The following is a 24,392-nucleotide window of genomic DNA, read 5'->3' on the forward strand; positions in this document are numbered from 1 at the left end:
ATGGAATTGTTCGTCCCTCACTTCGCATCTCAACTCGCTGCCAAGCAAATGTACACGGCTGGCGAACCTCTCCGTCGGCGTGCTTCGCTTAAAGGCGAGGTACAGCTCAGCAGTGCTATGACGGAATGCGACGGTTCAGCGAAATAACCCCTTGCTTTCGGTAGCCCAGCGGTCGAGCGCGGACTCCAGCCCGTTAGGAAAACTTAGTCCCCGCTTGGTGAGCCATGCTGGCGATACATCTGTTGAGTTCACTAACTTGGTGACGCGGTCTGGATGAATGCCGAGATGAAACGCATCAAGCATCCGAAACAGCTCGGCAAGTCCCAATACGATGGATCTTGGAAGCATGAACGTCTTAGCGGACGGGAAGTGCCTCGCCGTGAACGCATTCACGATGTCTTCGAGCGTATAACGTTGCGGGTAGCTCGCGTTGAACAGGACAAATTGCTCGGGTTGCTGGCGCGCAAAATCAATGGCATCGAGAAGGTGCTCAACGTAGATACATGCTTTGATGGTATTCCTTCGGCCCGGATAGACAAAGATTCCTCTTTGTAGAAGCTTCGCAAGTCGAGTGAAATTGCCACCCTCTCCCTTCCCGAACACTACAGCGGGCCTGACTATCGTCAGTTTCCGATCGGACTGAGCTTCGAACCATGCGCGATGCGCGCGTTCAGCGAGCGCCTTCGAGTATCCGTATGCGGAAGTAGGGGCGATTGGCGTGTCTTCGGTCTTGACCGACTCGCTAGGTCCATAGACTGAAATGGAACTGGTGAAGATGATCTCGCGTGCCGCATGTCTTGCCGCGAAGGATGTAACCTCCAGGGCGCCGGCTACGTTCGTCTCATAGTATTCATGGTCGGGATGTCCAGGCGTCGTATGCACGGCGGCAAGATTGTAGATCCGGTCGACGCCCGACTGAACTTCAAAGGTCCGCAGGTCTCGAACGTCAGCAATACGATATTCGACTCCATGAAGCCGTTCTTCCGGCTCCCGAAGGTCGGCCGAGATGATCGTATCGCCCGCTTGTGACGTCAGACGGCGCAGCAGATGAGTGCCGATAAAGCCTGATCCGCCGAATACGACGGTTGACGTGGACATTTTGTGACCCGTTCAGCTAGTACGCGGCAATATGGGTGAAACTAGTCAGAGCGGTTTTGAAGATGATCCGAAGGTCGAGCCAAATACTCCAGTTGTTGATGTACCAGATATCCAGCTCAACGCGCTTCTCCATCAGCTCCAGCGTTCGTGTTTCTCCGCGATATCCATTAACTTGGGCCCAGCCCGTAATACCTGGTTTGACATGGTGACGAAAAGCGTAGTTGCCGATTATCAGCTCGTATTCCGAATTATGGGCGGCGGCGTGGGGACGAGGCCCGACCAACGACATCTCGCCCTTCAGGACATTAAATAGCTGCGGCAACTCATCGATCGAGGTCTTGCGGAGCCATTTACCAATTCTGGTCACGCGAGGATCGTTCTTTCGGGCCTGCACGATGGTAGGTCCATCCTCGAGCACGCACATGGTCCGAAATTTGAAGATCTTGAAGGCGCGCCCGTTGAAGCCATTGCGGGTCTGTCGAAAGAACACCGGTCCCCTCGACGTCGCCTTGATAAGAATCGCGGTGACTAGCATGACGGGGGCGAACACGAGCAGGGCTAAGGTTGCGCCAGAAAGGTCCAGTATACGCTTGAACGCGCGTTCCTTCCAGGAAAGGGGAGCGCGCCGCAGCTCCGCGGTCCAGGTGTTTCCCGTATTTACGAGCGGATAGCGAAGAAACCGCGCCGCATGATTGTCCGGCACTAAGTGAACAGGAACCGGCAAAATCTTGAGTGCGTCCAAGATGCTGTCGATTGCATGCTGCCGGCTCCAACTCATCAACAAGAAAACGTGTTCAACGCGGTTCTCACGCGAATAAGCGATCAACTCGTCAAGGCGCGTCGCGATAGAGGACAACAGCAGAGGCGATGCAAGATCTTTGGAGTGGATTTCCAAAATCCGCGTGAGCCGATAACCATGTTGCGCTAAATTAATCATCGCGTTTGATGACGCGGGAAGTCCAAATTCGGCAATCATCACTGCGCGACTATTAGCGAATGTCCCTTCGCGCAGCGCGTTTGCAATCCAGTACGCAGCGATTCCCTTCCAGACGAGTAGTACGCCGAGGCCAACAAGATAAAACGAAATTGTAGTGGCTCGCGAAAATTGACCGCTGACTTTAATGGCGAAAGCCATCGCGATAAGACCGGCGAAGACGCCAGTCCAGGTTGTCAATGTGACGCGCCATTGCCACCGAACGTTGGCAATATTCTTAAGTTCGTAGCCGTGTTGTACGGTGAATAGCAAACCGAAGTTCAACGCAATGAGGACCCCGGCTGCAGCGTATTCGTCGCCCTTATCGAGAATTGATTGTGACTGCGAATAGAGGTGGTAGCTTACGGTGCAGCCAACGCCTGCAAGCATGACAATCGTTGCATCGATGATGGCGACAAGCCGGGGGGCAACTTCGGGGCGAATCCACCGGAGTGATGCAACTTTTGATGAGCGCTGCTGCGGTGCAAAAGTACGTGTTTCTGCGCCTGAAAGGGAGACGGGAACCGGTCGTGGAGAAGGAACTGTCATCGTACCCGAGCCCGCTGACGAATAACTAGTGTCCGAATGCACCGTGCTATCGGCCAAAATGGCTGTTAGAACAAGGAGAAGGAATAAGTAACCTTACTTAAACAAGCCTATTCTATCGCATCTCGCGCGTTGGCCGATATCCCAAATTTAACAATTCGTTAGGAAATCTAGTGGCTCAAGGCTGGTCTCGACAGCCATCCAAGCGCTGGTTGGGCTCGCTACTCGCGGCTGCCCTCGCAATCATCGCACTCTTGGGTGTAGGGGGACTATTCCTTGGCTCAGAGTCGACGCCGCCAGGGCAGATGTCCACGCTTTCGCAGCTCAATGTCACCCTCTTCTTGGACGGGGGCAATGGCGCGCGCTACGCAGGTGAATTGGCAGCGCTCAGGCAAGGGTATCTTCCTGCTGGTGTCGCAGTGCTCGCCCACCCCCATGACCCCGATTTCGTTGCGACTGTCGCAAGCCAGCGGGCTATTGGCGTGACCAGTGGTCAGAAATTTCTCCTCGCTGCTTGGCGCGGCGTGCCAGTAACGGCATTCGCAGCCAGCTTTCTAGATACGTCTGTAGCAGTTTTTGCTCTCGAAAGTTCCAAATTGAAGCGCCCGTCCGATCTTATCGGCAAACGTCTTGGATACAGCAAGGGAAGCGAAGGAGAGGTCGTCTTTGACGCTATGATGGCTCAACTTGGGTTGCCGAGAAGTCAGATCATCAGGGTAGCTGATCGCAATAGCTTCGAGGCTCTCCGCGCAAGGGACGTTGACGCCATCGTCGCCCCGATTGACGCGCAACCCGATCCCTCGAGTCCCGCCTACGACAAGCTCACCATGATCCAGCCGCAGGATTACGGCATTCATGTCCCTGGATTGGTCTATTTCGCGAGCACCGAACTTGTTCACGATCACCCGTCTCGGATTGCTGACGTGCTACAGGGGGTTATTCGGGGATGGTGGTTCGTTTACGCGGATACCGCGCGGAGCGTGCCGGTCCTGGCGGAGGTCGACCAGCAGAGGTTTAGGCCTGAGCGATTAAAGTTTGAGCTGCAGCGGCAGCGAAGTCTGGTGCTCCCGACGGGCGGGCGCATTGGGGAATATGATGAGAGCCGATGGAGAACGCTTAGGGATATCCTGCTTTTTGCGAAGCTCGGGGAGGAGGGGGTGCCGCTTTCTCAAGCGGTCAGCTATCAGTTCCTTCGCGAAGTCTACCATCGCTCGCCCGGTCTCGCAAATACGGATGGGAACTAGGACATAGATGTCACACCCGTACGCCATATCGCCCCCACGCTTGTGTTAGGGACCTCTGATGGGTTGTGTACATCCCACCGAGACTGGTAATCATATGGCATTATGGGTGTTTGGGGTGATTTGACGGGGCCTCTGTGACCCATGGCAGGGTGAGATGCTGGGACAGAAGCGGCACCTCACGTCGGTTGGATCACGCTCGTTGGGCAAGGGAGCACATAGATGTTCAGGACTTTTTTAGGAGCAGTCATCTTTTCGTTGAGCGTTCTGGTCTCTGCGACAGGCGCTGCAAACGCAGGCATGCCGGTTCCAACAGCGGCGCTGCTGGCCGATCGGGACGAGGCCACGCCAGTTACGTTCTGGGCCCAACCATATCCCTATCGCTACGTACCCCGCCGCGGTTGCCCGCTCGTGCGGGTTGAGACGCCATATGGCTGGTATATGGATAGGGTTTGTTTTGCGCCCGGACCAGTACTGCGCCGCGCGTATTGATGGATAGCGGGAGGGGGCTACCTGCTGAATAGTTTGCGCCAGTGCGCTTGATCTGTCGTCGGTAGCGTAAGCGCTGGATCGACATTCGGCGCGGGTTCGGTTTATTGCCCCCCTTGCCGTGGGCTGCCATGCTGGACTAGTTTAAGCAGGCTCTTACCCGAGCGGGCAGCTTCCAAGACTGGTCAAAGGCTAGATTGGCCGATCGGCTTTCTTCTGTCGGACGGTACTTGCTCGGTGGGCGGCCGATTTGGCTGGCCCGGTGGGCAGCTGAACTGCTTCCAGAGTGATTGCTGGTATTGCACCGTTCGAGATGCGCTTGCGATCCGTGATGGCTTAGGTGGTTGGAGTGACGCTGGTCCTTCGTGCCTTTCAAGAAATGTGAAAACGTCGTTCCGAAGAGGGGCTCTATTTTGACGTTGCCTGCCCGAGTGGTCCCATTTTGGTCCCGGGTGCCGCCGACTTCATCAGCATTCAGCCTCTTGCGGAAGGCCGGGTAGTCATTGGTCGTCCGCTGCTCGATCGACGGTCCACACTCTTACGTCCATTCCGATCTGCAGGGTCTGTTAATGTGCTTGACGCCCGCCGGCACAACGGCCGTCTGCGCGACGTCAACACCAAATACCATTGGCTGTGCGGGATCGCACCGATCATCCCCTTGCCTTCTACGTGCTGCAAAAAAGGTCAACAAAGTGATGGCGCAGTCCTACAGCTATCTGTAGCGGCTGTTCCTCAGAGGCCCGCGCTTCCTTACCACCTACGGCGATGGGAGCGGTCGGGGGCGTGTTCCTGTTTACCAAATGCCATGGCAGAAGGCAGGGCCCAGCTTCAATCATCCATGGTAAAATGCGCCGCGATTTCAGCTATGTCGAGCATGTCACCGGTGTACCATTTAAGCCGTCGACCAGATATCGGCGGCTGACCCGGCCGCCGGAATGCGCTGTCTCGGATTTACAACGTAGGTCGCCATCGGTCAGAAGAGCTGATGCACGTCGTCGAGCTCGTCGAAAAAGAACTGGGCCGGCTGATCAAGAGACGCTGCCGATGCAGCCGGGAGATGTCTCGATACTTTGCCGATGTCGCCGACCCGATGAGCGACACTGGCTGCGCAACCCTCTACCCTGATCTAGGTTGGACTCCGCAGCTATGTCGCCTAGCAAGAGGGATATTTGGGGCTTAAGACCTGCTAGTGTTGGCCTTCAACACACAAAGAAGTGCTGGTTCGTAGGATTTTCTGATGCTAGCCAAGCTTCACCATCGCACTTTGCGGCGGCGTCTCGACTTGAGAGAAATCGGTCTTCGGATATGAACGAGAAAATTGCTCTAATTACCGGTGTCACTGGTCAGGACGGCGCCTACCTGGCGGAGCATCTCCTCTCGCTCGGCTACATCGTGCACGGCATCAAGCGGCGTTCGTCCTCGTTCAACACCGCGCGGGTCGATCATCTCTACCAGGATCCTCATGTCGGCAACGTGCCGTTCCTGATGCACTACGGCGACATGACGGACTCGAGCAATCTGATCCGCCTGGTGCAGCAGATCCGGCCGACCGAGATCTACAATCTCGCCGCCCAGAGCCACGTCGCCGTCAGCTTCGAGAGCCCGGAATACACGGCCAATGCCGACGGCATCGGCGTACTCCGCCTGCTGGAAGCGATCCGCATCCTCGGCATGGAGAAGGAGACGCGGTTCTACCAGGCGTCGACTTCGGAGCTCTACGGCCTCGTCCAGGAGATCCCGCAAAAGGAGACGACGCCGTTCTATCCGCGCTCGCCCTACGGCGTGGCAAAACTCTACGGCTACTGGATCACGGTGAACTACCGCGAAGCCTATGGCATGTTCGCGAGCAACGGCATCCTGTTCAATCACGAGAGCCCGATCCGCGGCGAGACGTTTGTGACCCGCAAGATCACGCGCGCCGTCGCCCGTATCGAGGTCGGGCTGGAGGAGACGCTCTATCTCGGCAATCTCGAAGCCAAGCGCGACTGGGGCCACGCGCGCGACTACGTCGAGGGCATGCACAAGATCCTGCAAGCCGACAAGCCCGACGATTTCGTGCTCGCCACCGGCGAGATGCACTCGGTGCGCGAGATGGTCGAGCTATCGTTCGCCCAGCTCGGCCGCCGCATCGCATGGCGCGGGGCAGGCGTCGAGGAGACCGGCGTCGATATCAAGACGGGCAAGACGGTGGTGAAGATCGATCCGACCTATTTCCGCCCCACCGAGGTCGATCTCCTCGTCGGCGACGCCAGCAAGGCGCGCGAGGTGCTCGGCTGGACGCCAAAGCGGAGCTTTGCAGAGCTCGTCGCGGAGATGATGGCGAGCGATCTGGCGGTAGCAAAACGGGACGCGACGAGTGGCAAACGCTCCGTTTGAGCTGACAGGCAAAAGTGTCTACGTAGCAGGCCATCGCGGCATGGTCGGCAGCGCGCTTGCGCGCCGGCTCGAACGGGAGGACGTCAGGCTCGTCACCGTGGACCGGGGCGAGGTTGATCTGTGCAACCAGGCCGCAGTGTTCGACTGGTTCGCGAGGACGCGACCGCAGGTGATCTTCCTCGCCGCGGCAAAGGTCGGCGGCATCGTCGCCAACAATACGCTGCGCGCCGAGTTCATCTACGACAACATCGCGATCGCGGCCAACGTGATCCAGGCCGCGCATCAGAACGGCGCCGAGAAGCTGATGTTTCTGGGCTCATCCTGCATCTACCCGAAATTGGCGGCGCAGCCGTTGCGAGAAGATTCCGTACTGACTGGCCCGCTGGAGCCGACTAACGAGCCCTATGCAATTGCAAAAATCGCCGGGATCAAGATGGCGGAGGCCTATCGCAGTCAGTACGGATGCGACTTCATCAGCGTGATGCCGACCAATCTCTACGGCCCCGGCGACAATTATCATCCCGAAATGAGCCACGTCGTCGCGGCTCTGATCCGCCGCTTCCACGAAGCCAAGCTTTCGGGCGCGAAGAGTGTCGTCGTGTGGGGCACCGGTACGCCGCGGCGCGAGTTCCTTTACGTCGAGGACATGGCGGATGCCTGCGTGCACCTGATGAAGACCTATTCGAGTGCCGAGTCGGTCAACATCGGCACCGGCGAGGACATCACCATCGCCGAATTCGCGCGTATGGTCGCCGAAATCGTCGGTTACAGAGGCGAGATCAGTTTCGACATCTCTCGCCCGGACGGGACGCCCCGCAAGCTGCTCGACGTCAGTCGTTTGAAAAAACTTGGTTGGAGCGCTCGAACGCCGCTTACGACTGGTCTGAAGCTCGCCTACGAGACCTTTCTGCACAGCCACTAGAAAGGGCGGTCGCATTTTCCTGGTCGTAGCAAGCGTTATGCTCCTCCGGACATCCCGGGGTTAAGGTTTATTCCGAGTTCAATGCTCTGCTCTCAAGTTGGGCGTGCGACCGGATGATGAAATGTTCTAGAGTGCGTTTGTGAACACCTATCGTTTATTGAAAGAGCTAGGTTCTTTATGCGTATCGCGATGATTGGCACGGGCTATGTGGGGCTGGTGTCCGGGGCCTGCTTTGCGGATTTCGGTCACGACGTCATCTGCGTCGACAAGGACGAGAAGAAGATCGCGGCCCTTCATCGCGGCGAGATCCCGATCTACGAGCCCGGGCTCGACGAGCTGGTGGCGACCAACGTCAAGGCCAAGCGGCTGGAGTTCACCACCGATTTGTCCAAGCCGGTTGCGGATGCCGATGCTGTCTTCATCGCGGTCGGCACGCCGTCGCGCCGCGGCGACGGCCATGCTGATCTGTCCTACGTCTATGCCGCTGCGAAAGAGATCGCGCAGTCGCTGTCCGGCTTCACCGTCGTCGTGACCAAGTCGACCGTTCCGGTCGGCACCGGCGACGAGGTCGAGCGCATCATCCGCGAGACCAATCCCCAGGCCGACGTCGTCGTCGCCTCGAACCCCGAATTCCTGCGCGAGGGCGCGGCGATCCGCGACTTCAAATTCCCCGACCGCATCGTCGTCGGCACCTCCGACGAGCGCGGCCGCAAGGTCATGAGCGACATCTATCGGCCGCTGTCGCTGAACCAGGCGCCGCTGATGTTCACGGAACGCCGCACCGCCGAGATGATCAAATACGCCGCCAACGCCTTCCTCGCGACCAAGATCACCTTCATCAACGAGATCGCGGACCTCTCCGAAAAGGTCGGCGCCAACGTGCAGGAGGTCGCGCGCGGCATTGGCCTGGACAACCGCATCGGCACCAAGTTCCTGCATGCCGGACCCGGCTTCGGCGGCTCGTGCTTCCCAAAAGACACCAAGGCGCTGATCAAGATCGCGCAGGACTACGACGTGAGCTTGCGCATCGTCGAATCCGTGCTGGCGGTCAACGAGAACCGCAAGCGGGCGATGGCGCGAAAAGTGAGCCAGGCGCTCGGCGGCTCGCTGCGCGGCAAGACCATCGCCGTGCTCGGCCTCACCTTCAAGCCCGACACCGACGACATGCGCGATGCGCCGTCGATCCCGCTGGTGACGGGCCTGATCGACATGGGCGCGAAGGTGAAGGCCTTCGATCCCGTCGGCATGGAGCAGGCGAAGACTGAGCTGCCCAGCATCACTTATTGTGAGGACGCTTATTCCTGCGCGGAAGGCGCCGATGCGATCGTGATCGTCACCGAATGGGTGCAGTTCCGTGCGCTCGACCTCGACCGGCTGAAGGCGACCATGGCGCAGCCCGTCATTGTCGACCTGCGCAACATCTACCGCCCCGAGGAGATGGCTGCGGCCGGCTTCGTCTACGAGAGCGTTGGGAGGCTTATCGCTCGCCCGAGCCAGTAAGCCAACCAATTCAGCCCGTATTCCAAGGACCTTTCGGACGCAACGCGGCGCCTCTCCCTTGACCTTTGCGCGCCGCACCATCACCGAAGTCGAAAGTGTTTGAACGTCGAAAGTTGTTGATTTCCTTCAGCAGCATTAGGCGTCGAAGCTGTGCTCCATTCAAAAGTGATTCAAACAAAACGAGGATCTCGCGCGCCTGGACGTAGACCTCCATGCTAATGGCATGTTGATCAAAACCGTACGATCGAAGACGGGCTTCGATATCGCTCGCAGCAGAAGCATCTAGTTGCCAATCCAGCGCGTTGTGGATGGTGTGAATTTCCGCTGCATTTTGGAAGTCCGGGGCAATGCCCACCACATCGATGCGGCGAAGCGTCATCTCTATCGCCTTTTGGCGATAGGCACTCAGCAGCCTATGCCGAAGCAAGCGGTAGCGTTGCATCTCCCAGGAGAGTTCTGCGATGTCGATGGCGAGCAGCCATTCCATGGCAGACCGAGGATCAAGATCATGGAAGATGGCAGCCTGAACAGCGTAATACTCGTGGATATTCTCTCCGGGCAGAAGCTGAGGCGGTGGACACAGGGCCTCGAACTCAGAGGGCAAGACGCTCGTCGAGTGAGCCGGAGGGAGGCTGACAGGACCATTCATTGACCTCGCACCTCCGACTCCGTTGCTGCAGGGACGTTTGCTCCGTTCATTAGGTGTACGGGACTGGCATCCCAAAGTTCTTTCGCAATGGGCAATGGTGATATTTGCAGATTGGTCCACCAGGCTCTTTCGTCTCCGTGCCGATGCAGGGATAGGTGATGAGATCGGCACAGCGGCACGGTAAACTCATCACTGACCTTGCGTCCCAGAGTCCGCGGTTGAGCGAATTTCAAGTGATGCGCATCAGCGGGAGTCTTCTGGCAAACCAGACAACCCTGGCCGCGAATGAAGCCGAGGTGATCCTTACTTCGTCTCCGGGGCGGCTCCTTCGGGAAAGCGAGGCCGAACCCTGCTTCGGACGAGACGTTGGCGGGCCCCTCTACGTCGCGTTCTCCGACCGCTACCACAAGCTGTTGGTCTGCTATATCGAGATCGAGAAGGGCGGCTTCCTCGAGCCTCTTCTGGTAGGCGGCCTCAAGAACACGGGCGTCCGCCTCCAGAAGAGTGTTCTTGAGCGGGAGGCTGATCTTGACCCAGGCGAGCAGGTCTTCGCCGTCGCCCCGCACGGCAAGCTCGCCCAGGAGCCGATCCAATAGCTCAGCGGAGCGGTCAGGCGGCAAGACGGGAGCGCGGTTCAGGACGTCTTTGTGCGGCTTGCCTTTCGGTCTTAGCGGAATCTGTGGTTCGAGGGCGGCGGGAGACCCGGTCATGAGGTCCGGGGCGTCCAGATCGTCCTCCCCGGCAATTCCGACCAAGGCAAACAGCGCATAGCGGCGGGCGTAGGTCAGCGCCGCTCCCATTCGGTGCGGCGCCTCGACTTCCTTGGAGGCGCAGACCGGAAGGTCTGAGGAGATCCACTCTCCTGAAGCGTGGGCAAGCAGGGTTGTGAGGTGAATCTGTCCGGTTAGCTGTTCGATCCGGGTGGTCTGGATTGTGGCGATCTCCTGCTGGCTTAGGGTCTTGCGGACGATGTCCAGACCAGAGGCCAACGAGGCGTAGCGGAAAGTCCGGTCATCCTCCCGCGGGAAAGGCGACCTGATGACGGCGGTCAGGGTCTTCTCGGGGTTCATTAGTTCGGCCTGGGCCCGGGCGAGGGCGGCCGCGATGGTCCCGATCCGCTCACTGGATTGGTGCATGGGAGCCCTCCGCCGCCTGAGCCTCGAAGCTGATCGCGCCCGACTTGGAACGCTTGGCTTTGATGCCGTGCCCGGTCGCCTCCTTGGCATCCTCCGGCATCAACTTTTTCAGATCAGTTTTGGCCGTCTCGTGCTCGCCGTGGGCCTCTCGTGTCCGGAGGTAGGTTGCCGCCAGCTCAGCCCATTGGTTGGAGGTCGACATATCGACGACCTTGACCGCCTCAAGTCTAGGGCGGGGTGTTTCGATATTGAAGAGCAGGGGCGGTTCGCCGCTTTGGACGCACCGCCAAAATTTCTTTTCGGCCGTGAGCAGGAGATGCTGATAGAGCGGATCAGCGTGGATCTTGATCTCGACCCATTTGCCGCCACCGGTGATGATCGAGAGAACGGCGCTACGGGAGGCGGTGACCCACATGTTGTGTTGTAACTGGGCCATGTGCTTCTCGGCCGCGGCTTCCTCCGTGAAGGCCCACGGCAGCATGAACTTAGCTTCGAAGACGGCACCGGTCTGCTCGACCGTCCCGTCCAACGTTGCGGCCATCCATTTGTGGATGGGATGACGAACCCGCTTCTGGATGTCCTTCACCGTGTGACCGCTCGTGCGCTGGTACCAGGCCCGGTTCAAAACCTCGGTCACGGTTCCAAGCTGGACGATCAGATTGTCCGAGAGATCCTGCGAGTCGATTTCGCCGCGTTTTTCCCGCCAAAGGCGGATGAGCTTCTCCTGGTCATCCCCCATGATGATGCGGGCATCCGAGCCGCCGATAAAATGCCGCCGGTCGTTCGGGTTGAATCTGATGATCTGATGCTGTGGCCCGTCCGGGCCTTCACTTTGTACGCTACGCACGGGTATCTCCTACTCCAGGAACAGCGGCGCTCTTCGCCGCACTGCCTGAAGCCCCGCATTCGCGAGGTGAGATACCGGTGCTGCCATCTCGCCCGGCCGACTCAGTAACGCTCCAATTGCAGCGGAATGCCAGTCGTTTCTGCAGCAATCATATTGCTCATATTGTCTCCAGATTTGCGTCGCGATCGGTTATCAAGGCCCCTCCAAGCAAAGCGACAAATCGAAGCCAAATGATGGGGCGAAAGTGCAGCGGCGTCGCCTCAGGGTGCGGCGCCCACGTAGGCTTCGAGCCTCCGTCCTGCGCCGCGATGGGCCTCTTCCGCCAGCCCATAACGTTGACCGGTGAGGTTAATTGCAGCGAGGCGCGCCGTACCATCCAATTTTGTGCGAGGCATAATCCACGTCGCTCCCGTAACCAGCCGACGACTTGAACGGGCCCGCTTGAGCTTCAATCAGACCGTTCAACGCTTCATTTCACTTTCGATTGCTCCTTTTTCCCGGATTTTGGATGCGGGTCTTTTTGATTGTGTTAGGCGGCTGGCTGCTGCTGAATTTGGCTTTTGTATTCCGCCGCGCAAATCGTGGGGGACCGAGCCGGTAGTCAGGCTGATCAGCGGCATCAAGAGCCATTTTAGGAAGACAAAGGAATAGCCAATCCTTAGCGTCCGCTTCTCATCTGGTAGCCATGAAGTTCGTCCAGTCGAATAGTGATTATCCTACGCTCGCGCGTGAAGGGATCTCGCCACAGCGCGTTGTGGCGAAAGCTGGCTTGCCTGGTTATCTTCAGCAATGCTTCGCTCAAAAACATGGTTGAACTCCTCGCCGGATGGAGGGAAGACCGGCGTAGAGCGGATATCAGAGAACTCGGCTTCATGACGTCAGAACGAAAGATCGAAACAAACAGGCTGAACGCCAAACGAAGCACCGGGCCGAAGACCAACGCGGGAAAAGCGAAGTCAAGACGCAATGCCCGTCGACACGGGCTCTCGCGCCTGAAGGCGGAGGGCGACGCTAGCTCCAGTCCGCTAGTGCGGGCGATCGCGGCAGGCTTCGGACAGCAACACAACTCGTCAAGCATGGATGATCTCGTCCGCACCAATCTGTGGCTTGGTCGCATCCGGCAGACCCGCCATGACATGCTTGTTACGTTTTTGGAATGCCCGAGCCCGAAGCTAGCGAAGCGTCTTGCTGGACTGGAGCGCTATGAGAGGCCGGTCCGGGCCGCGCAACGGCGTGTCCTGAAACGCTGGCTGGAGCAGGGATGACAAGAGGGAAGGGCGCTGGCCGGAAGCCGGAGGCACTGCACCTAGAGAGCTTGCCTGTTCGGTGCCCCGTCGATCACACGAAGGATCTGACTCTAGCTCGATCGTGCGTCATCCGAGCAAGGAGCGTGGCGGCATCGTGAAGCCGCCCGGCTCCGTGAGCTGCTCGATATCCATTGAGACCTGATTGCCACGGCTACCGCACCCGCCTCTGCGCACGCTTGTGCCGCGCTGGCAATCTTCTTGGCCGCCTTCAGCTTGGCATGGATTCCCCGCAAGACACACCTTGATGGCTGCATCGATGATTTCCGCTTTCATGGGAGGCGGACTCCGTTACAGATTTGAACCATCACATGCACGCTCCGACCGGTTGCAGAAACCCAGCTATTTCGGAGCAATCCTGTGGCTGTCCGACACTTCATTAAAGCACATCGTGAGCTTAGGAGAATTCAGGTGCTAGCCGCGCTTCTCAGCAATTCAAATCAAGGAATCAGCCCATCGATCAGAATGCGGACAAGCCTGTTCCGCCAAGCGAACAGAGGCTACTTGGGGCGCGCCTAGTCGTCGGGCGCGTCCCTAACGCACTGCGCGACTCCGAGAGCGTTAAGCGGCAGATATCACATCGGGAGGACGTTTATGAAACGCCATCGGTTCAAACAGGATAGGACATTAGGCGAGCGACTCCTCGAGGAAGCTAGGGGCAAGGGAAAGGCAGGGCACTTGCCTCCGGGCGCGGAACGTGAAGACCTCTTGACGAAGGCCCACGTCCGATATCGCTGCCCATATTGATGAATGGCTTTCCTTCCTGGATTGCAGGCGCGGAAGTAAGGCGTATGCTTCTAACTGATTTGCAAACTGAGGGAGGTGCACTTGGCAGCCGACCTAGTTTTTAAAGTTGCCATCATAGGGCTAGGTGTATTTTCGACGGTTCTAGTCTCTATGTTGTACTCCAATCTGTAAAGGCAGAGGCTGCGCATCGGTGCGCGACCTCGTTGATTCAGCCCGCAAACGACGTCTGCTGGTAGTCCATGGCGTCTGTTAATGCGGTGCAGCTCTATGTCTGTTCATAGGGCAGCCCGGCAGTTCGCAACCGAGCGCCCGACCGACACCTTTGGCCGCAGCGGACTCCAGTCCATCGAACTGCCCTGAGGCAGTGGACGGGCAACAAAAAATTAAATAATTTAATTGTTTTAAAATTTAATCTGCTTATAATATAGTCCATGATAGGCGGCTTGATCATAGGGACGCTACTGGCCGGATCGCTGGCCCTCGTCAGCTTGCTGGTCATTTATCCGTCGCTTACCTGGTGGGTCGACGAATAGAACTGCGAGATCGGGCCTAGGTTGACGGGAGTGGCGGTCACGGAATGGTTGGTAAACAGCACGCTAAGTTCACCTTGGAGCCACGATCCCGCCGCAACGCACCTGCATCCCCGAGGGCGTCTCAGGAGACTTCATGGAAGAGATCGCAATCACGTGCGTCGCCGTCACCTTTCTCGCCGTTGCCGGCCTCGTGGTCGTCGTCAAACCATCGCTGAGCTTTTGGCAGAACGACGAAAGCTGACGATTTTCTCTCCCGCGACGGAAGCCCGCGTATCGTTGGGGTTTTTTTGCTGCCCTGAAGGCAATGAACTTCACCGGTCCTTGCGCGGTGCGACTTGAGCAGAAGGCTGCTCTTTGGCATTCCCGCTTCTGGCCCGTGGCTGCCCCCCATGCTCTGAACGGCGCGAAGTCTGCTTCCTGATGGTGACGCGAACAGGGACATGCGAGCCGGAAGGAATTTGGTCGGCGCGGGTTGAGAGGCTAAGCCCAACGCCGGAACAACGCGAAGTGTGACGCTAGCCAACTCGCCGTCGGCTTAGACGGCATTGCTAAGAGTACTATTTCGAGTGCTGGTCTGGCCACCCGAACCCGTGGTCTGCTCACTTCCCAGTCGGCCCGGAGGATGCGCAGAAGCGCCCGGCTTGTCTTGATCGGCCACGTATCCCGACTCTCCGGAGTTGCGGGTCTTGATCCCTTTGTCCGCATCTCGCTGCATCTGCTCGTTAGGTTCGCCAGCCTTGGGTCCTTGGTCTACATCACGCTGCATCTCCTCCTTAGTTTGCTCACTGGGGGCGGCCTTGCGGTCGAACTGACTCGGGAAAATCCAGATGTCCTCGTTGCAGTTGGGGTCGTAGCAGCCCGCGCAGCACAGAAGGCGACACAACGCATTCCTATCGTGGCGATGGCGGATGACCTGATTGGCAGCAAGCTTGTGGCCTCGATGCCTCGCCCCGAAGGCAACACTACCGGCGGGGCTATTTTTGCCTTCGCCTTCCAGCTCGACGTCAAGCGATTAAAATTGTTGCATGAGGCACTACCCGGTGCTCGACGAATAGCCGTTCTCGCCGACCACTCCGGTTGGAGGGAAGACTAAGGTAGAGCAGACCAAGTTAGAGCAGACATCAGGGAATGATCGAAACAAACAGGCTGAACGCCGAACGAAGCACAGGGTCGAAGGCGAACACGGGAAAAGCGAAGTCGAGCCGCAATGCCCGTCAGCATGAGCTCTCGCGCCTGGAGGCGGAGGCGATGCCAGCTCCAGCCCGTAGTGCAGGCGATCGCGGCATGCTTCGGACAGCAACACAGCTCGTCAAACGTGGATGATCTCGTCCGCACCAATCTGTGGCTTGGTCGCATCCGGCAGACCCGCCATGAGATGCTTATTGCGTTCCTGGAATGCCCAAGCCCGAAGCTAGCGAAGCGTCTTGCTGGACTGGAGCGCTATGAAAGGCCGGTCCGGGCCGCGCAACGGCGCGTGCTGAAGCGATGGCTGGAGCAAGGATGACAAGAGGAAAGGGGGGGCGGCTGGGGGCATTGCGCTTGGAGAGATTGCCGATTCCGTGCCCTGTCGATCGCGCAAAATGTGAGAATCTTGATGTTGTTCAATCGTGCGCCACACGGCGCAAGGAGCCCGGCAGTACCGTGAAGCCGTCCGGCCTGGCAGTTCAATTGCTCGATATCTATAGAAACCTGAATCGCCTCAGCTGCCCACCTGCTTCTGCGCAGGCCAGCGCCGCCCTGGCGATCTGCTTGGCTGCCTTCAGCCTGAGATGGATTTCCGCAAGACACGATTTGACGGCTGCATCGATAATCTCCGCGTTCATAGGAGATCCGATTTCGCTGAGAGGTTTGAACCCTCGCATGCACGCTTTTCTTGGTGCGGAAGTCCAGCGATATGGCTTGATCCTGTAACTCAATGGGCGCTCAGTGAGACACCGTCGTGAGCTCCTGGAACCGGTGATCGCGCGTTGCTGCTCAACTCATCTCAGTTGTAGTGCAGTTTGGAGGATCTCTGGTGGGCGTCCGGTGCCGCAACGGGCGGAGCTCTGGCGCGGTTTGCGAGGCATTGTTCCAAGCAGACGCGAGCCGCCTTCTGCGTGATGAAGAAACGGCCCCAGCGGGAGACGCTGAGGCCGCAAGCAGTTTAGAAAAGCAAACAGCGGCTATGTCAGGAAGTGGAAGTCCGTGGCATACACAGCGCCATTGATCGTGATGGTCTCGTCGTGTGCGTCCAGACCTGAGTGCACGAGCCACTGATTGCTCAACCCAATCTGCGTCAGGGTCGCGCCGTCGGCGGACAGCCCGAAACCGTGAAATTCCAGCGTATCTCCTTGGGAAGGTCCATTGCCGGTAAAGTCAGTGATGGTGGCGCCAGCAGTTGCTCCCGAGACAAAGACGAAGTTGTCATTGCCTCCGCCGCCGTTCAGATTGTCATTGCCACCACCACCATTGATGGTGTCGTTGCCGCCGTTGCCGTTGAGGAAGTCGGCGCCTGAGGATCCGGTGATGGTGTCGGCAAAGTTGGAGCCGAGCACGTTATTGACGCCGCCGGTGATGGTATCGGTGCCGACCGAACCGTCGCCGGTGGCGATGCCGGTGGACAGATTGACGGTCACCGCGCCGGTTGCGTTGTTGTACTGGACCTGGGTGGCGCCGTTGCCGGTGATGGTGTCGTTGCCGCCATTGCCCTGGAACGAGTTGAAGCCGCTGAAGCCGGAGGCATTGTAGCTGTCGTTGAGATTGCCGCCGACCGCGCTGTTGACCCCGGTGAAGGTGTCGGTGCCGACCGAGCCGTCGCCCGAGGCCGAACCTGCGCCGCCGGCTCCGATCGTGATCGCTACGCCGGAGGTGGCATTGCTGTACTGCACCTGGGTGGCACCGTTGCCGGTGATGGTGTCGTTGCCGCCATTGCCCTGGAACGAGTTGAAGCCGTTGTTGAAGGCCGAGGCATCGTAGCTGTCGGCAAAATTGCTGCCGATCGCCGCATTGACCCCGCCGGTGAAGCTGTCATGGCCGGTCGAGGCGTCGCCCGTGGCCGTGCCGGCACCGTTCACCCCGATCGTGACGCTCACCCCGCCCGTCGCATTGCTGTAGAGCACGCGGGTAGCGCCGTTGCCGGTGATGACGTCATCGCCGCCAAGGCCCTCGAACTGGTTGAAGTTGCCGTTGCTGGTGGAGACGTTCAGCGCACCGCCCAAGCCATAGCCGGCTGCGTCAAACGTGTCGGCATAACCGGTGCCCTGAACACCCTCGATGTTGCGCAGCGTATCGTGGCCGATCGAGGCATCGCCGGTCACGGTGCCGGCGGCCATGGCTACCGCGATGCCGCCCGTCGTCGTGTTCAGGTTGTTGTAGCTCGCCGTGTCGAACCCGCCGCGGCCGTCCATGTAATCATCGCCGCCAAGCGGCGTGAACGTGTTGTTGTAGCTGGAGCCGAGCAGCGTGTCGTTGAAGACCGAAGCCTGAACGGCATTGACGCCGGTGAAGGTGTCGGTCCCCTCGGTCGTGCCGGTCGCACTGCCTGCAACGGTGATGGCCGTGCCGGCCGTGGTCTCCAGATCGACTGTGACGGCCGCCTGCGCGATCGAGTAATTGAGGCGGGTGTTGCCGTTGCCGATGATGCTGTCGTTGCCGCCGGCTCCAGCAATATCGTTGAAGTTGCCGTTGGTGGTAGAGACATTGAGGGCGCCTGGGGCGCCGTAGCCGGTTGTATCAAACACGTCGTCGAAGATCGTGCCGCGCACGGCTTCCACATTGCGGAGGGTGTCGGTGCCGACGGTGGCATCGCCGGTCACCGTGCCTGCGGCAAGGTTGACGGTAATGCCCAAGCCCGTCGCCGGGTCATTATTGTAGGCGACGATGTCGTACCCACCGCGGCCATCGATATAGTCGTTGCCAGCGCGACCTTCGAAGGCCTCATAGGTGAAGTTGGCATTGTCGCTGCCGTAGATCGTGTCGTTGAAGGCCGATCCAAACACGCCCTGCAGCGCGTTGGTGAAGGTGTCGTGGCCGACATTGGCGAGGTCGCCGGCCGCCGTGCCCTGACCGGTGCCGGCCGCAAGATCGACCGTCACCGCAGCCGACGCACCAAGATACTCCACCCGGGTTACGGACTGGCCCAAATCGTTGATCCGGCCAGTGATGACATCGTCGCCGCCGCGACCCTCGAACCCGCTCTGGCCAGCGGCAACACCCGGTTGCGCGCTCGATCCGGTAAATCCGGCGGCATTGAACGTGTCGTTGAATGCCCCGCCGACGGCGCCTTCAATGCTCACGAGCGTATCGCTGCCAACCCCGGCTCCGCTAGCCGTGCCGGCCGCAAGATTGACCGTGATCGATCCGGTCGCCTCGGTATAGACCGCCCGGTCGAAGCCGTTGCCGCCATCCAGCAGGTCATTGCTGCCAAGGCCCTGCAGGCGGTCGTTGCCGTCCAGCCCATAGATGCCGTCGATCTGGCTGGTGCCGACCAGCGTATCGTTGCCAGACGTGCCGATGACGGTATTGTTGAACACGAAGTCGGTGGCAACGAGGCTGCCGACCGCGATGTTGGCCAGCGTGATCATGTTGCCGCCGCCGAAGTCCATGACCGTGTTCGGTCCCTGCTGCGACGCATGAGCCTGGATATCGGCAAGGGTGAAGACCCCCGTCACGCCCGTGACGTCGATGCGGTCGCCCTGGCCGCGGTTGAAGTCGCTGATAAAGTCTGCGCCGCCGCCGTTGGCGTAGACAAAGGTGTCGGCACCGAACCCGCCGTTCAGATTGTCATTGCCACCACCACCATTGATGGTGTCGTTGCCGCCGTTGCCGTTGAGGAAGTCGGCGCCTGAGGATCCGGTGATGGTGTCGGCAAAGTTGGAGCCGAGCACGTTGTTGACGCCGCCGGTGATGGTATCGGTGCCGACCGAACCGTCGCCGGTGGCGATGCCGGTGGACAGATTGACGGTCACCGCGCCGGTTGCGTTGTTGTACTGGACCTGGGTGGCGCCGTTGCCGGTGATGGTGTCGTTGCCGCCATTGCCCTGGAACGAGTTGAAGCCGCTGAAGCCGGAGGCATTGTAGCTGTCGTTGAGATTGCCGCCGACCGCGCTGTTGACCCCGGTGAAGGTGTCGGTGCCGACCGAGCCGTCGCCCGAGGCCGAACCTGCGCCGCCGGCTCCGATCGTGATCGCTACGCCGGAGGTGGCATTGCTGTACTGCACCTGGGTGGCACCGTTGCCGGTGATGGTGTCGTTGCCGCCATTGCCCTGGAACGAGTTGAAGCCGTTGTTGAAGGCCGAGGCATCGTAGCTGTCGGCAAAATTGCTGCCGATCGCCGCATTGACCCCGCCGGTGAAGCTGTCATGGCCGGTCGAGGCGTCGCCCGTGGCCGTGCCGGCACCGTTCACCCCGATCGTGACGCTCACCCCGCCCGTCGCATTGCTGTAGAGCACGCGGGTAGCGCCGTTGCCGGTGATGACGTCATCGCCGCCAAGGCCCTCGAACTGGTTGAAGTTGCCGTTGCTGGTGGAGACGTTCAGCGCACCGCCCAAGCCATAGCCGGCTGCGTCAAACGTGTCGGCATAACCGGTGCCCTGAACACCCTCGATGTTGCGCAGCGTGTCGTGGCCGATCACGTTGTTGACGTTATCGGTCACCGTGCCGGCAGCCATGGCGACAACGATGCCGCTGGTCGCAAGCGTCATGCTGTTGTAGCTGGCCGTGTCGAACCCGCCGCGGCCGTCGATGAAGTCGTCGCCGCCCAGACCCGTGAACGTGTTGTTGAAATTGGAGCCGAGCAGAGTATCGTCAAAAGAAGAACCTTGCGCGGCATTCACGCCAGTTAGCGAATCGGTTCCCTCGGTCGTGCCGGCTGCACTACCTACGACGTTTGTGGCGGTCACCCCTGCTTGATTGAGGTCCGTTTGCAAATTGACCGTGACCCCGGCAAGCGCGCTGGAGTAGTTGACACGAGTATTGCCATTGCCAAGGACGACGTCGTCGCCGCCACCGCCCTGGAAATCGTTGAACGTCCCAAGCGAGCCGATATTGGCGGTGCCCGCCGCGCCAAAGTTCGAAGCGTTGTAATAATCCGCGAAATTGGTGCCGCGCACGGCTTCGACATTGCGCAGGGTATCGGTGCCGACCGTCACATCGCCAGTGACAGTGCCTGCGGCCATGTTGACCGTGATGCCCGTCGTCGTGGTCAGGTCCGTCGCATAAACGACGACGTCATAGCCGCCGCGACCGTCGACGAAGTCATTGCCACGACGTCCTTCGAATGCCTCAAAGGAGCCGGATCCGTTGTCGCTTCCGAGCAGAGTATCGTCGTAGTTCGAGCCCCAGACATTCAGAACGTTGCTGATCGTATCATGGCCGACATTGGCAACGTCGCCCGGAGCCGTTCCGTAAGCTTGTCCTGATTGGATGTCGACAGTCACCCCGGCGGATGCGCCGAGATAGCTCACGCGCGTCAGAGCATGACCCTGAACATTGCTCCCGCCAATGATCGTATCGTCACCTGCGCCGCCTTCAAATTCGACGAAGCCAATTATGGCGCCCGGCAAACCGGTGCTCCCGGTGTAGCCAGTGCCGTCAAGATAGTCGTTGAAATTGCTGCCGATGACGCCATCGATCGAGATCAGAGTATCGGTGCCGACGCTCGCACCGGTCGCAGTCCCCGCTCCAAGGTGAACGGTGATGCCACCGGTCGCTTCGGTGTATATGGCCCGGTCGAAGTCCGCACCGCCATCGAGGGTGTCGTTGCCCGCCCCGCCGGTTAGAGCATCCTTGCCCGCGCCACCCGAAATCATGTCATCGCCGGCTCCGCCTTTGAGTGTGTCGTTGCCGCCGAGACCGGAAATCAAATCATTGCCGTCGCCGCCTGTCAGCGTGTCGGCAACTTCTGTGCCCGTCAGCGTAAGCGGAGCCGCTGCTATCTTCTGCTCGAGCGCAGCGCCCGTATAGTCGTTGTGCACGCTGCTGAAGGTGGTGGTGCCGGCGCCGTTCGCCGCGTCCGAGAGCGCCTGCGTTGTGTCGCCAAAGGCTACTTGTGCTGCCTGCGCAACCTGGCTGAGGTCGGTGGTGTTCGCAAGGCTGCTCGAAATCTGGGCGTTGGATTCCTGGACGACCTGAGCAATCGCATTGAGGTCAGTCGCCGAGAGCTGCTGATTGAGCGGAAGCGTATTGTTGACCGCGGTCGCCAAGGCAGAAACCGTCGAGGGCGCGCCGAGGTCAACATTGCCTGCGGTGACGGTCTGGGCGAGCGCGCCGATGACCGACTCAGCTGAGGCACCCGTCGCCGCCGAGAGCTGAGCCACGGTCGCCTGCACCTGGATTGACGCCGCGAGAACGTCAGCCGCTCCAGGCGCCGCCGAGACGGTCGCGGCGATCGGATCCAGCGTCGTCAGACTGACCGAGTCAGATAGCCCCAGCGCCGCCTTCACGGAAGCTTCAGCTGCCGCGGTGTCGCCGCCGGCACCCGCGACCGCTACGATCAGATTGGTGAGCGGCGTCACGACGGTCGAGCCGCTCGGAGCTTTCAACGTGCCGTTGAACGGCAGTCCGGTCAACACGTCGATGGTGTTATGGCCGCCGCCATGAACGCTCTGAAGGACCAGTTGGCCGCCCGACGTGTCGAGGCTGAACGTGCCATCGCTCGCGGTGTAAGTGAACGATTCCCCTAGGTCGAGAATACCATTGTAAACGCCGTTCCCATCCGCTTTGTCAACAAAGACCAGTGCATCGGCGATGTAGCCATCGGCTGCAACTTTTACCCCCGGATCATTGATCTGGATGTTCAGCACCTCAGTCTTTTGCGCAACGTTCGCGTGGTCGAAAGAGCTCGCCGTGATGCTCAGTGCTATCGTCTGCTTTTCGGCCGTGGCATCAGGCCTGAGCTGGATAGCCAGACCGGCCACGTCGCTCAGGTTGACGATCCAGACTCCGGGGTCGTCTGTGGACTGGGCCCCAGCGGTCAACATATATTTGGGCGGAACGCCGGTAACCTGAACCGTCGACGCCAGCGTGTCGCTGGTATCGGGGTCGCTGATCTGAATGTTCAATGCGATTGGCGCTGTTGTGACGTTTGCCTCGATTCGTTCATGAGCGATCGTCGGTGCCGTCGCGACCGGCGCTATGTTTACGGTCGCCGTTGCGGGGGTACTTGTCAGATGGCCATCAGTGATGGTGTAGGTGAACGTCGCGGCACCGTTGACATCATGGGTTGGTGTAAACGTAACGCTGCCGTCACTGTTAAGGACGGCGCTACCGCCTGTTCCGCTCGTTACCGAGCTGATCGAGAGCTGGGCATTGGAATTGTCGATATCGGTGTCGTTACCGAGCAATTGCGCCCGCGTAAAAGTAATAGCGGAGTCTTCAGTCGCAGCCAGTGCGTCAGCGATCGCGACGGGGGCATCATTCACAGCCACGCCTGTGAATGCCTTTGCACCGGTAACCGACGCCGTTCCATCGCTGACAGTGGCGGCAATCGAGAAATTGCCGTTGAAGTTGGCTGCCGGAATGAATTTAAGACCCGCCAGCAGGGCATTGACGTCAGCCGTCGCACCTGACGCCGTCCAGACTCCCCCTGCGTAGGTCGAGGTCACCGCGCCCGAGGTTGTGGTGCTCAGCGCGCCGGCCGCCGGGTTTGACAGCGTAAGGGTTGCCGTGATCGTGCTGCTGTCAATGTCAGTGATGACGATATCGCTGAGGTTGAGTGCTGTGTCTTCAGTGTAAGTCTCAGGAGCAGACAGGTTCGTTGCGATCGGGGCGTCGTTGACGGCAATTCCGCTGAAGGTCTTGGCGCCTATCACTGGCGGAGCAACTCCATCGCTGACACTGGTCGCGATTGAGAAGCTTCCGTTGAAGTTCGCCGCCGGGTTGAAAGTGACCCCTGCCAGCAAGGCGTTGACGTCGGCGGTTGCGCCGGAAGCCGACCAGACGCCCGTTAGCGCATTGTAGGTTGAAGTTACCCCGCCGGACGCGCCGGTGCTCAGAGTTCCGGCAGCCGGATTCGAAAGCGCCAACTTCACCGTGACAGTGGCGCTGTCGAGGTCAGTGACAATGATGTCAGTGAGATTGAGCGGCGTATCCTCTTTATAGGTCTCACTAGCAGAGAGGTTCGTAGCAGTCGGGGCGTCGTTGACGGCGGCAACATTTACCGTGACGGTCGCCGTCGACGTTGCGCCGGCACTGTCTTTCATCGTGTAAGTAAAGCTAGCAACGCCGGAATAATTGGCGTCGGCGGTGAACACGACATTGCCGCTGCTGTTCAGCGAGACGGTGCCATGCTGCGCTCCCTGCACGGATACGATTGCTTTCGTATCGTTGGCGTCGGGATCGGTGTCGTTGGCAAGCAACGCAGAAGCAATAATCGTAAGGGTCGTGTCTTCGTTAGTGCTCGCCACATCTGCAACCGCGACGGGCGGGTGATTTGCGCTGGGCTCGATGACAATTTGGAGCTTTTCAATATCCGTAACGAGGAGATTGAAGCTGTTGAATAGGTAGGTGGCGCTGCCGTGCGCAAGTTTGGCCTGCAGTGCCGCGATATCTGCAAGAAATCCCGCTGAGCTCGCCATGGACTGGCTGACGATCAGGCGAAGAGTGTCTTGCCCGTTGCCGCCATCGTAGATGTCAATTGCGTTGACGTTTTCGGATGCACCGTAGATGAGGATATCGTTGCCATTGCCGCCGCTAACGACGTCGCTACCAGATCCACCATCGAGCGTATCGTTTCCATTGCCCCCAAAGATCAGGTCGACGCCTGCGCCGCCGTTGACCTTATCGTCGCCATTTCCTGCATCGATGATGTCGTTTCCGGCGGACCCATTGATGGTGTCGTTACCATTGCCGGAGCTGATGAGATCTCCACCGGTGGTGCCGGTGATGGTGTCGGTGCCGTTTGTGCCGGTGATAATCATGGATTCTCATCCTCCTCAAATAAGCGCACGCGTATCCACGCGCAACGCACGGCTGTATCCGCGTGGCGATGTCTAGGCAGATTGCGGTTGTGCTTGAGGAGCCCCCTTGCCCCTTGGAAAGCGTTCCTGCCTCTG

Annotated in this window: 14 protein-coding genes; 7 read left to right on the forward strand and 7 right to left on the reverse strand. The window is 59.4% G+C overall.

Annotated elements, in window-relative coordinates:
• Positions 1–135: 135 nt before the first annotated feature.
• Positions 136–1,098, reverse strand: coding sequence for an NAD-dependent epimerase/dehydratase family protein (locus IVB45_RS08035; protein ID WP_247357136.1), 963 nt, complete (start codon positions 1,096–1,098; stop codon positions 136–138).
• Positions 1,099–1,114: 16 nt separating this feature from the next.
• The gene (locus tag IVB45_RS08040; protein WP_247357135.1) at positions 1,115–2,620 is read right to left on the reverse strand and encodes an undecaprenyl-phosphate glucose phosphotransferase; all 1,506 of its coding nucleotides are present in this window, start codon (positions 2,618–2,620) and stop codon (positions 1,115–1,117) included.
• A gap of 302 nt (positions 2,621–2,922) precedes the next feature.
• On the opposite strand from IVB45_RS08040, the gene IVB45_RS08045 reads away from it, so the two are divergent.
• From IVB45_RS08045 to IVB45_RS08060, 4 genes are all read left to right on the forward strand, one after another.
• Entirely contained in the window at positions 2,923–3,861 is a 939-nt protein-coding gene (locus tag IVB45_RS08045; protein WP_247357134.1) for an ABC transporter substrate-binding protein, read from the forward strand.
• Between the two features lie 1,791 nt (positions 3,862–5,652).
• Positions 5,653–6,723, forward strand: coding sequence for a GDP-mannose 4,6-dehydratase (gmd, locus tag IVB45_RS08050; RefSeq protein WP_247357133.1), 1,071 nt, complete (start codon positions 5,653–5,655; stop codon positions 6,721–6,723).
• Positions 6,704–7,645, forward strand: a complete 942-nt coding sequence (locus IVB45_RS08055; protein WP_276011504.1) for a GDP-L-fucose synthase — start codon at positions 6,704–6,706, stop codon at positions 7,643–7,645. Before gmd ends, IVB45_RS08055 begins: the two co-directional genes overlap by 20 nt.
• Positions 7,646–7,822: 177 nt before the next feature.
• Positions 7,823–9,145, forward strand: a complete 1,323-nt coding sequence (locus IVB45_RS08060) for a UDP-glucose/GDP-mannose dehydrogenase family protein (protein ID WP_247357132.1) — start codon at positions 7,823–7,825, stop codon at positions 9,143–9,145.
• 10 nt (positions 9,146–9,155) lie between these two features.
• On the opposite strand, the gene IVB45_RS08065 is transcribed toward IVB45_RS08060, so the two are convergent.
• Genes IVB45_RS08065 through IVB45_RS08075 form a run of 3 tightly spaced genes read right to left on the reverse strand, consistent with a single transcriptional unit; the run spans position 9,156 to position 11,777 of the window.
• Entirely contained in the window at positions 9,156–9,794 is a 639-nt protein-coding gene (locus IVB45_RS08065) for a hypothetical protein (RefSeq protein WP_247357131.1), read from the reverse strand.
• Positions 9,791–10,930 carry an ERF family protein gene (locus IVB45_RS08070; RefSeq protein WP_247357130.1) on the reverse strand — a complete coding sequence of 380 codons (1,140 nt, stop codon included), beginning with the start codon at positions 10,928–10,930 and terminating at the stop codon, positions 9,791–9,793. Before IVB45_RS08070 ends, IVB45_RS08065 begins: the two co-directional genes overlap by 4 nt.
• Positions 10,914–11,777: a YqaJ viral recombinase family protein gene (locus tag IVB45_RS08075; RefSeq protein WP_247357129.1), complete on the reverse strand. Its 864-nt coding sequence runs from the start codon at positions 11,775–11,777 to the stop codon at positions 10,914–10,916. The genes IVB45_RS08070 and IVB45_RS08075 overlap by 17 nt, the downstream gene beginning before the upstream one ends.
• Before the next feature lie 441 nt (positions 11,778–12,218).
• Between IVB45_RS08075 and IVB45_RS08080 the strand changes: the two genes are divergently transcribed.
• Together IVB45_RS08080 and IVB45_RS08085 are read left to right on the forward strand one after the other, a co-directional pair.
• Positions 12,219–12,428, forward strand: coding sequence for a hypothetical protein (locus IVB45_RS08080; RefSeq protein ID WP_247357128.1), 210 nt, complete (start codon positions 12,219–12,221; stop codon positions 12,426–12,428).
• A 77-nt stretch (positions 12,429–12,505) separates the two neighbouring features.
• Positions 12,506–13,042, forward strand: a complete 537-nt coding sequence (locus IVB45_RS08085) for a hypothetical protein (RefSeq protein ID WP_247357127.1) — start codon at positions 12,506–12,508, stop codon at positions 13,040–13,042.
• A 108-nt stretch (positions 13,043–13,150) separates the two neighbouring features.
• On the opposite strand, the gene IVB45_RS08090 is transcribed toward IVB45_RS08085, so the two are convergent.
• Positions 13,151–13,357, reverse strand: a complete 207-nt coding sequence (locus tag IVB45_RS08090; protein ID WP_247357126.1) for a hypothetical protein — start codon at positions 13,355–13,357, stop codon at positions 13,151–13,153.
• 1,650 nt (positions 13,358–15,007) lie between these two features.
• On the opposite strand from IVB45_RS08090, the gene IVB45_RS08095 reads away from it, so the two are divergent.
• Positions 15,008–15,454: an ABC transporter substrate binding protein gene (locus tag IVB45_RS08095; RefSeq protein ID WP_247357125.1), complete on the forward strand. Its 447-nt coding sequence runs from the start codon at positions 15,008–15,010 to the stop codon at positions 15,452–15,454.
• 1,069 nt (positions 15,455–16,523) lie between these two features.
• Here the strand turns inward: IVB45_RS08095 and IVB45_RS38990 are convergent.
• Positions 16,524–24,257, reverse strand: coding sequence for a tandem-95 repeat protein (locus IVB45_RS38990; protein ID WP_275992025.1), 7,734 nt, complete (start codon positions 24,255–24,257; stop codon positions 16,524–16,526).
• Between the last annotated feature and the right edge of the window lie 135 nt (positions 24,258–24,392).

It is taken from the genome of Bradyrhizobium sp. 4 (assembly GCF_023100905.1).
Lineage (GTDB): Bacteria > Pseudomonadota > Alphaproteobacteria > Rhizobiales > Xanthobacteraceae > Bradyrhizobium.

What these genes read in the sequence shown, in the direction of transcription:
- IVB45_RS08035 (WP_247357136.1), bottom strand. Translation starts at nt 1,098, where the DNA reads ATGTCCACGTCAACCGTCGTATTCGGCGGATCAGGCTTTATCGGCACT.
- IVB45_RS08040 (WP_247357135.1), bottom strand. Translation starts at nt 2,620, where the DNA reads ATGACAGTTCCTTCTCCACGACCGGTTCCCGTCTCCCTTTCAGGCGCA.
- IVB45_RS08045 (WP_247357134.1), top strand. Translation starts at nt 2,923, where the DNA reads ATGTCCACGCTTTCGCAGCTCAATGTCACCCTCTTCTTGGACGGGGGC.
- gmd (WP_247357133.1), top strand. Translation starts at nt 5,653, where the DNA reads ATGAACGAGAAAATTGCTCTAATTACCGGTGTCACTGGTCAGGACGGC.
- IVB45_RS08060 (WP_247357132.1), top strand. Translation starts at nt 7,823, where the DNA reads ATGCGTATCGCGATGATTGGCACGGGCTATGTGGGGCTGGTGTCCGGG.
- IVB45_RS08065 (WP_247357131.1), bottom strand. Translation starts at nt 9,794, where the DNA reads ATGAATGGTCCTGTCAGCCTCCCTCCGGCTCACTCGACGAGCGTCTTG.
- IVB45_RS08070 (WP_247357130.1), bottom strand. Translation starts at nt 10,930, where the DNA reads ATGCACCAATCCAGTGAGCGGATCGGGACCATCGCGGCCGCCCTCGCC.
- IVB45_RS08090 (WP_247357126.1), bottom strand. Translation starts at nt 13,357, where the DNA reads ATGAAAGCGGAAATCATCGATGCAGCCATCAAGGTGTGTCTTGCGGGG.
- IVB45_RS38990 (WP_275992025.1), bottom strand. Translation starts at nt 24,257, where the DNA reads ATGATTATCACCGGCACAAACGGCACCGACACCATCACCGGCACCACC.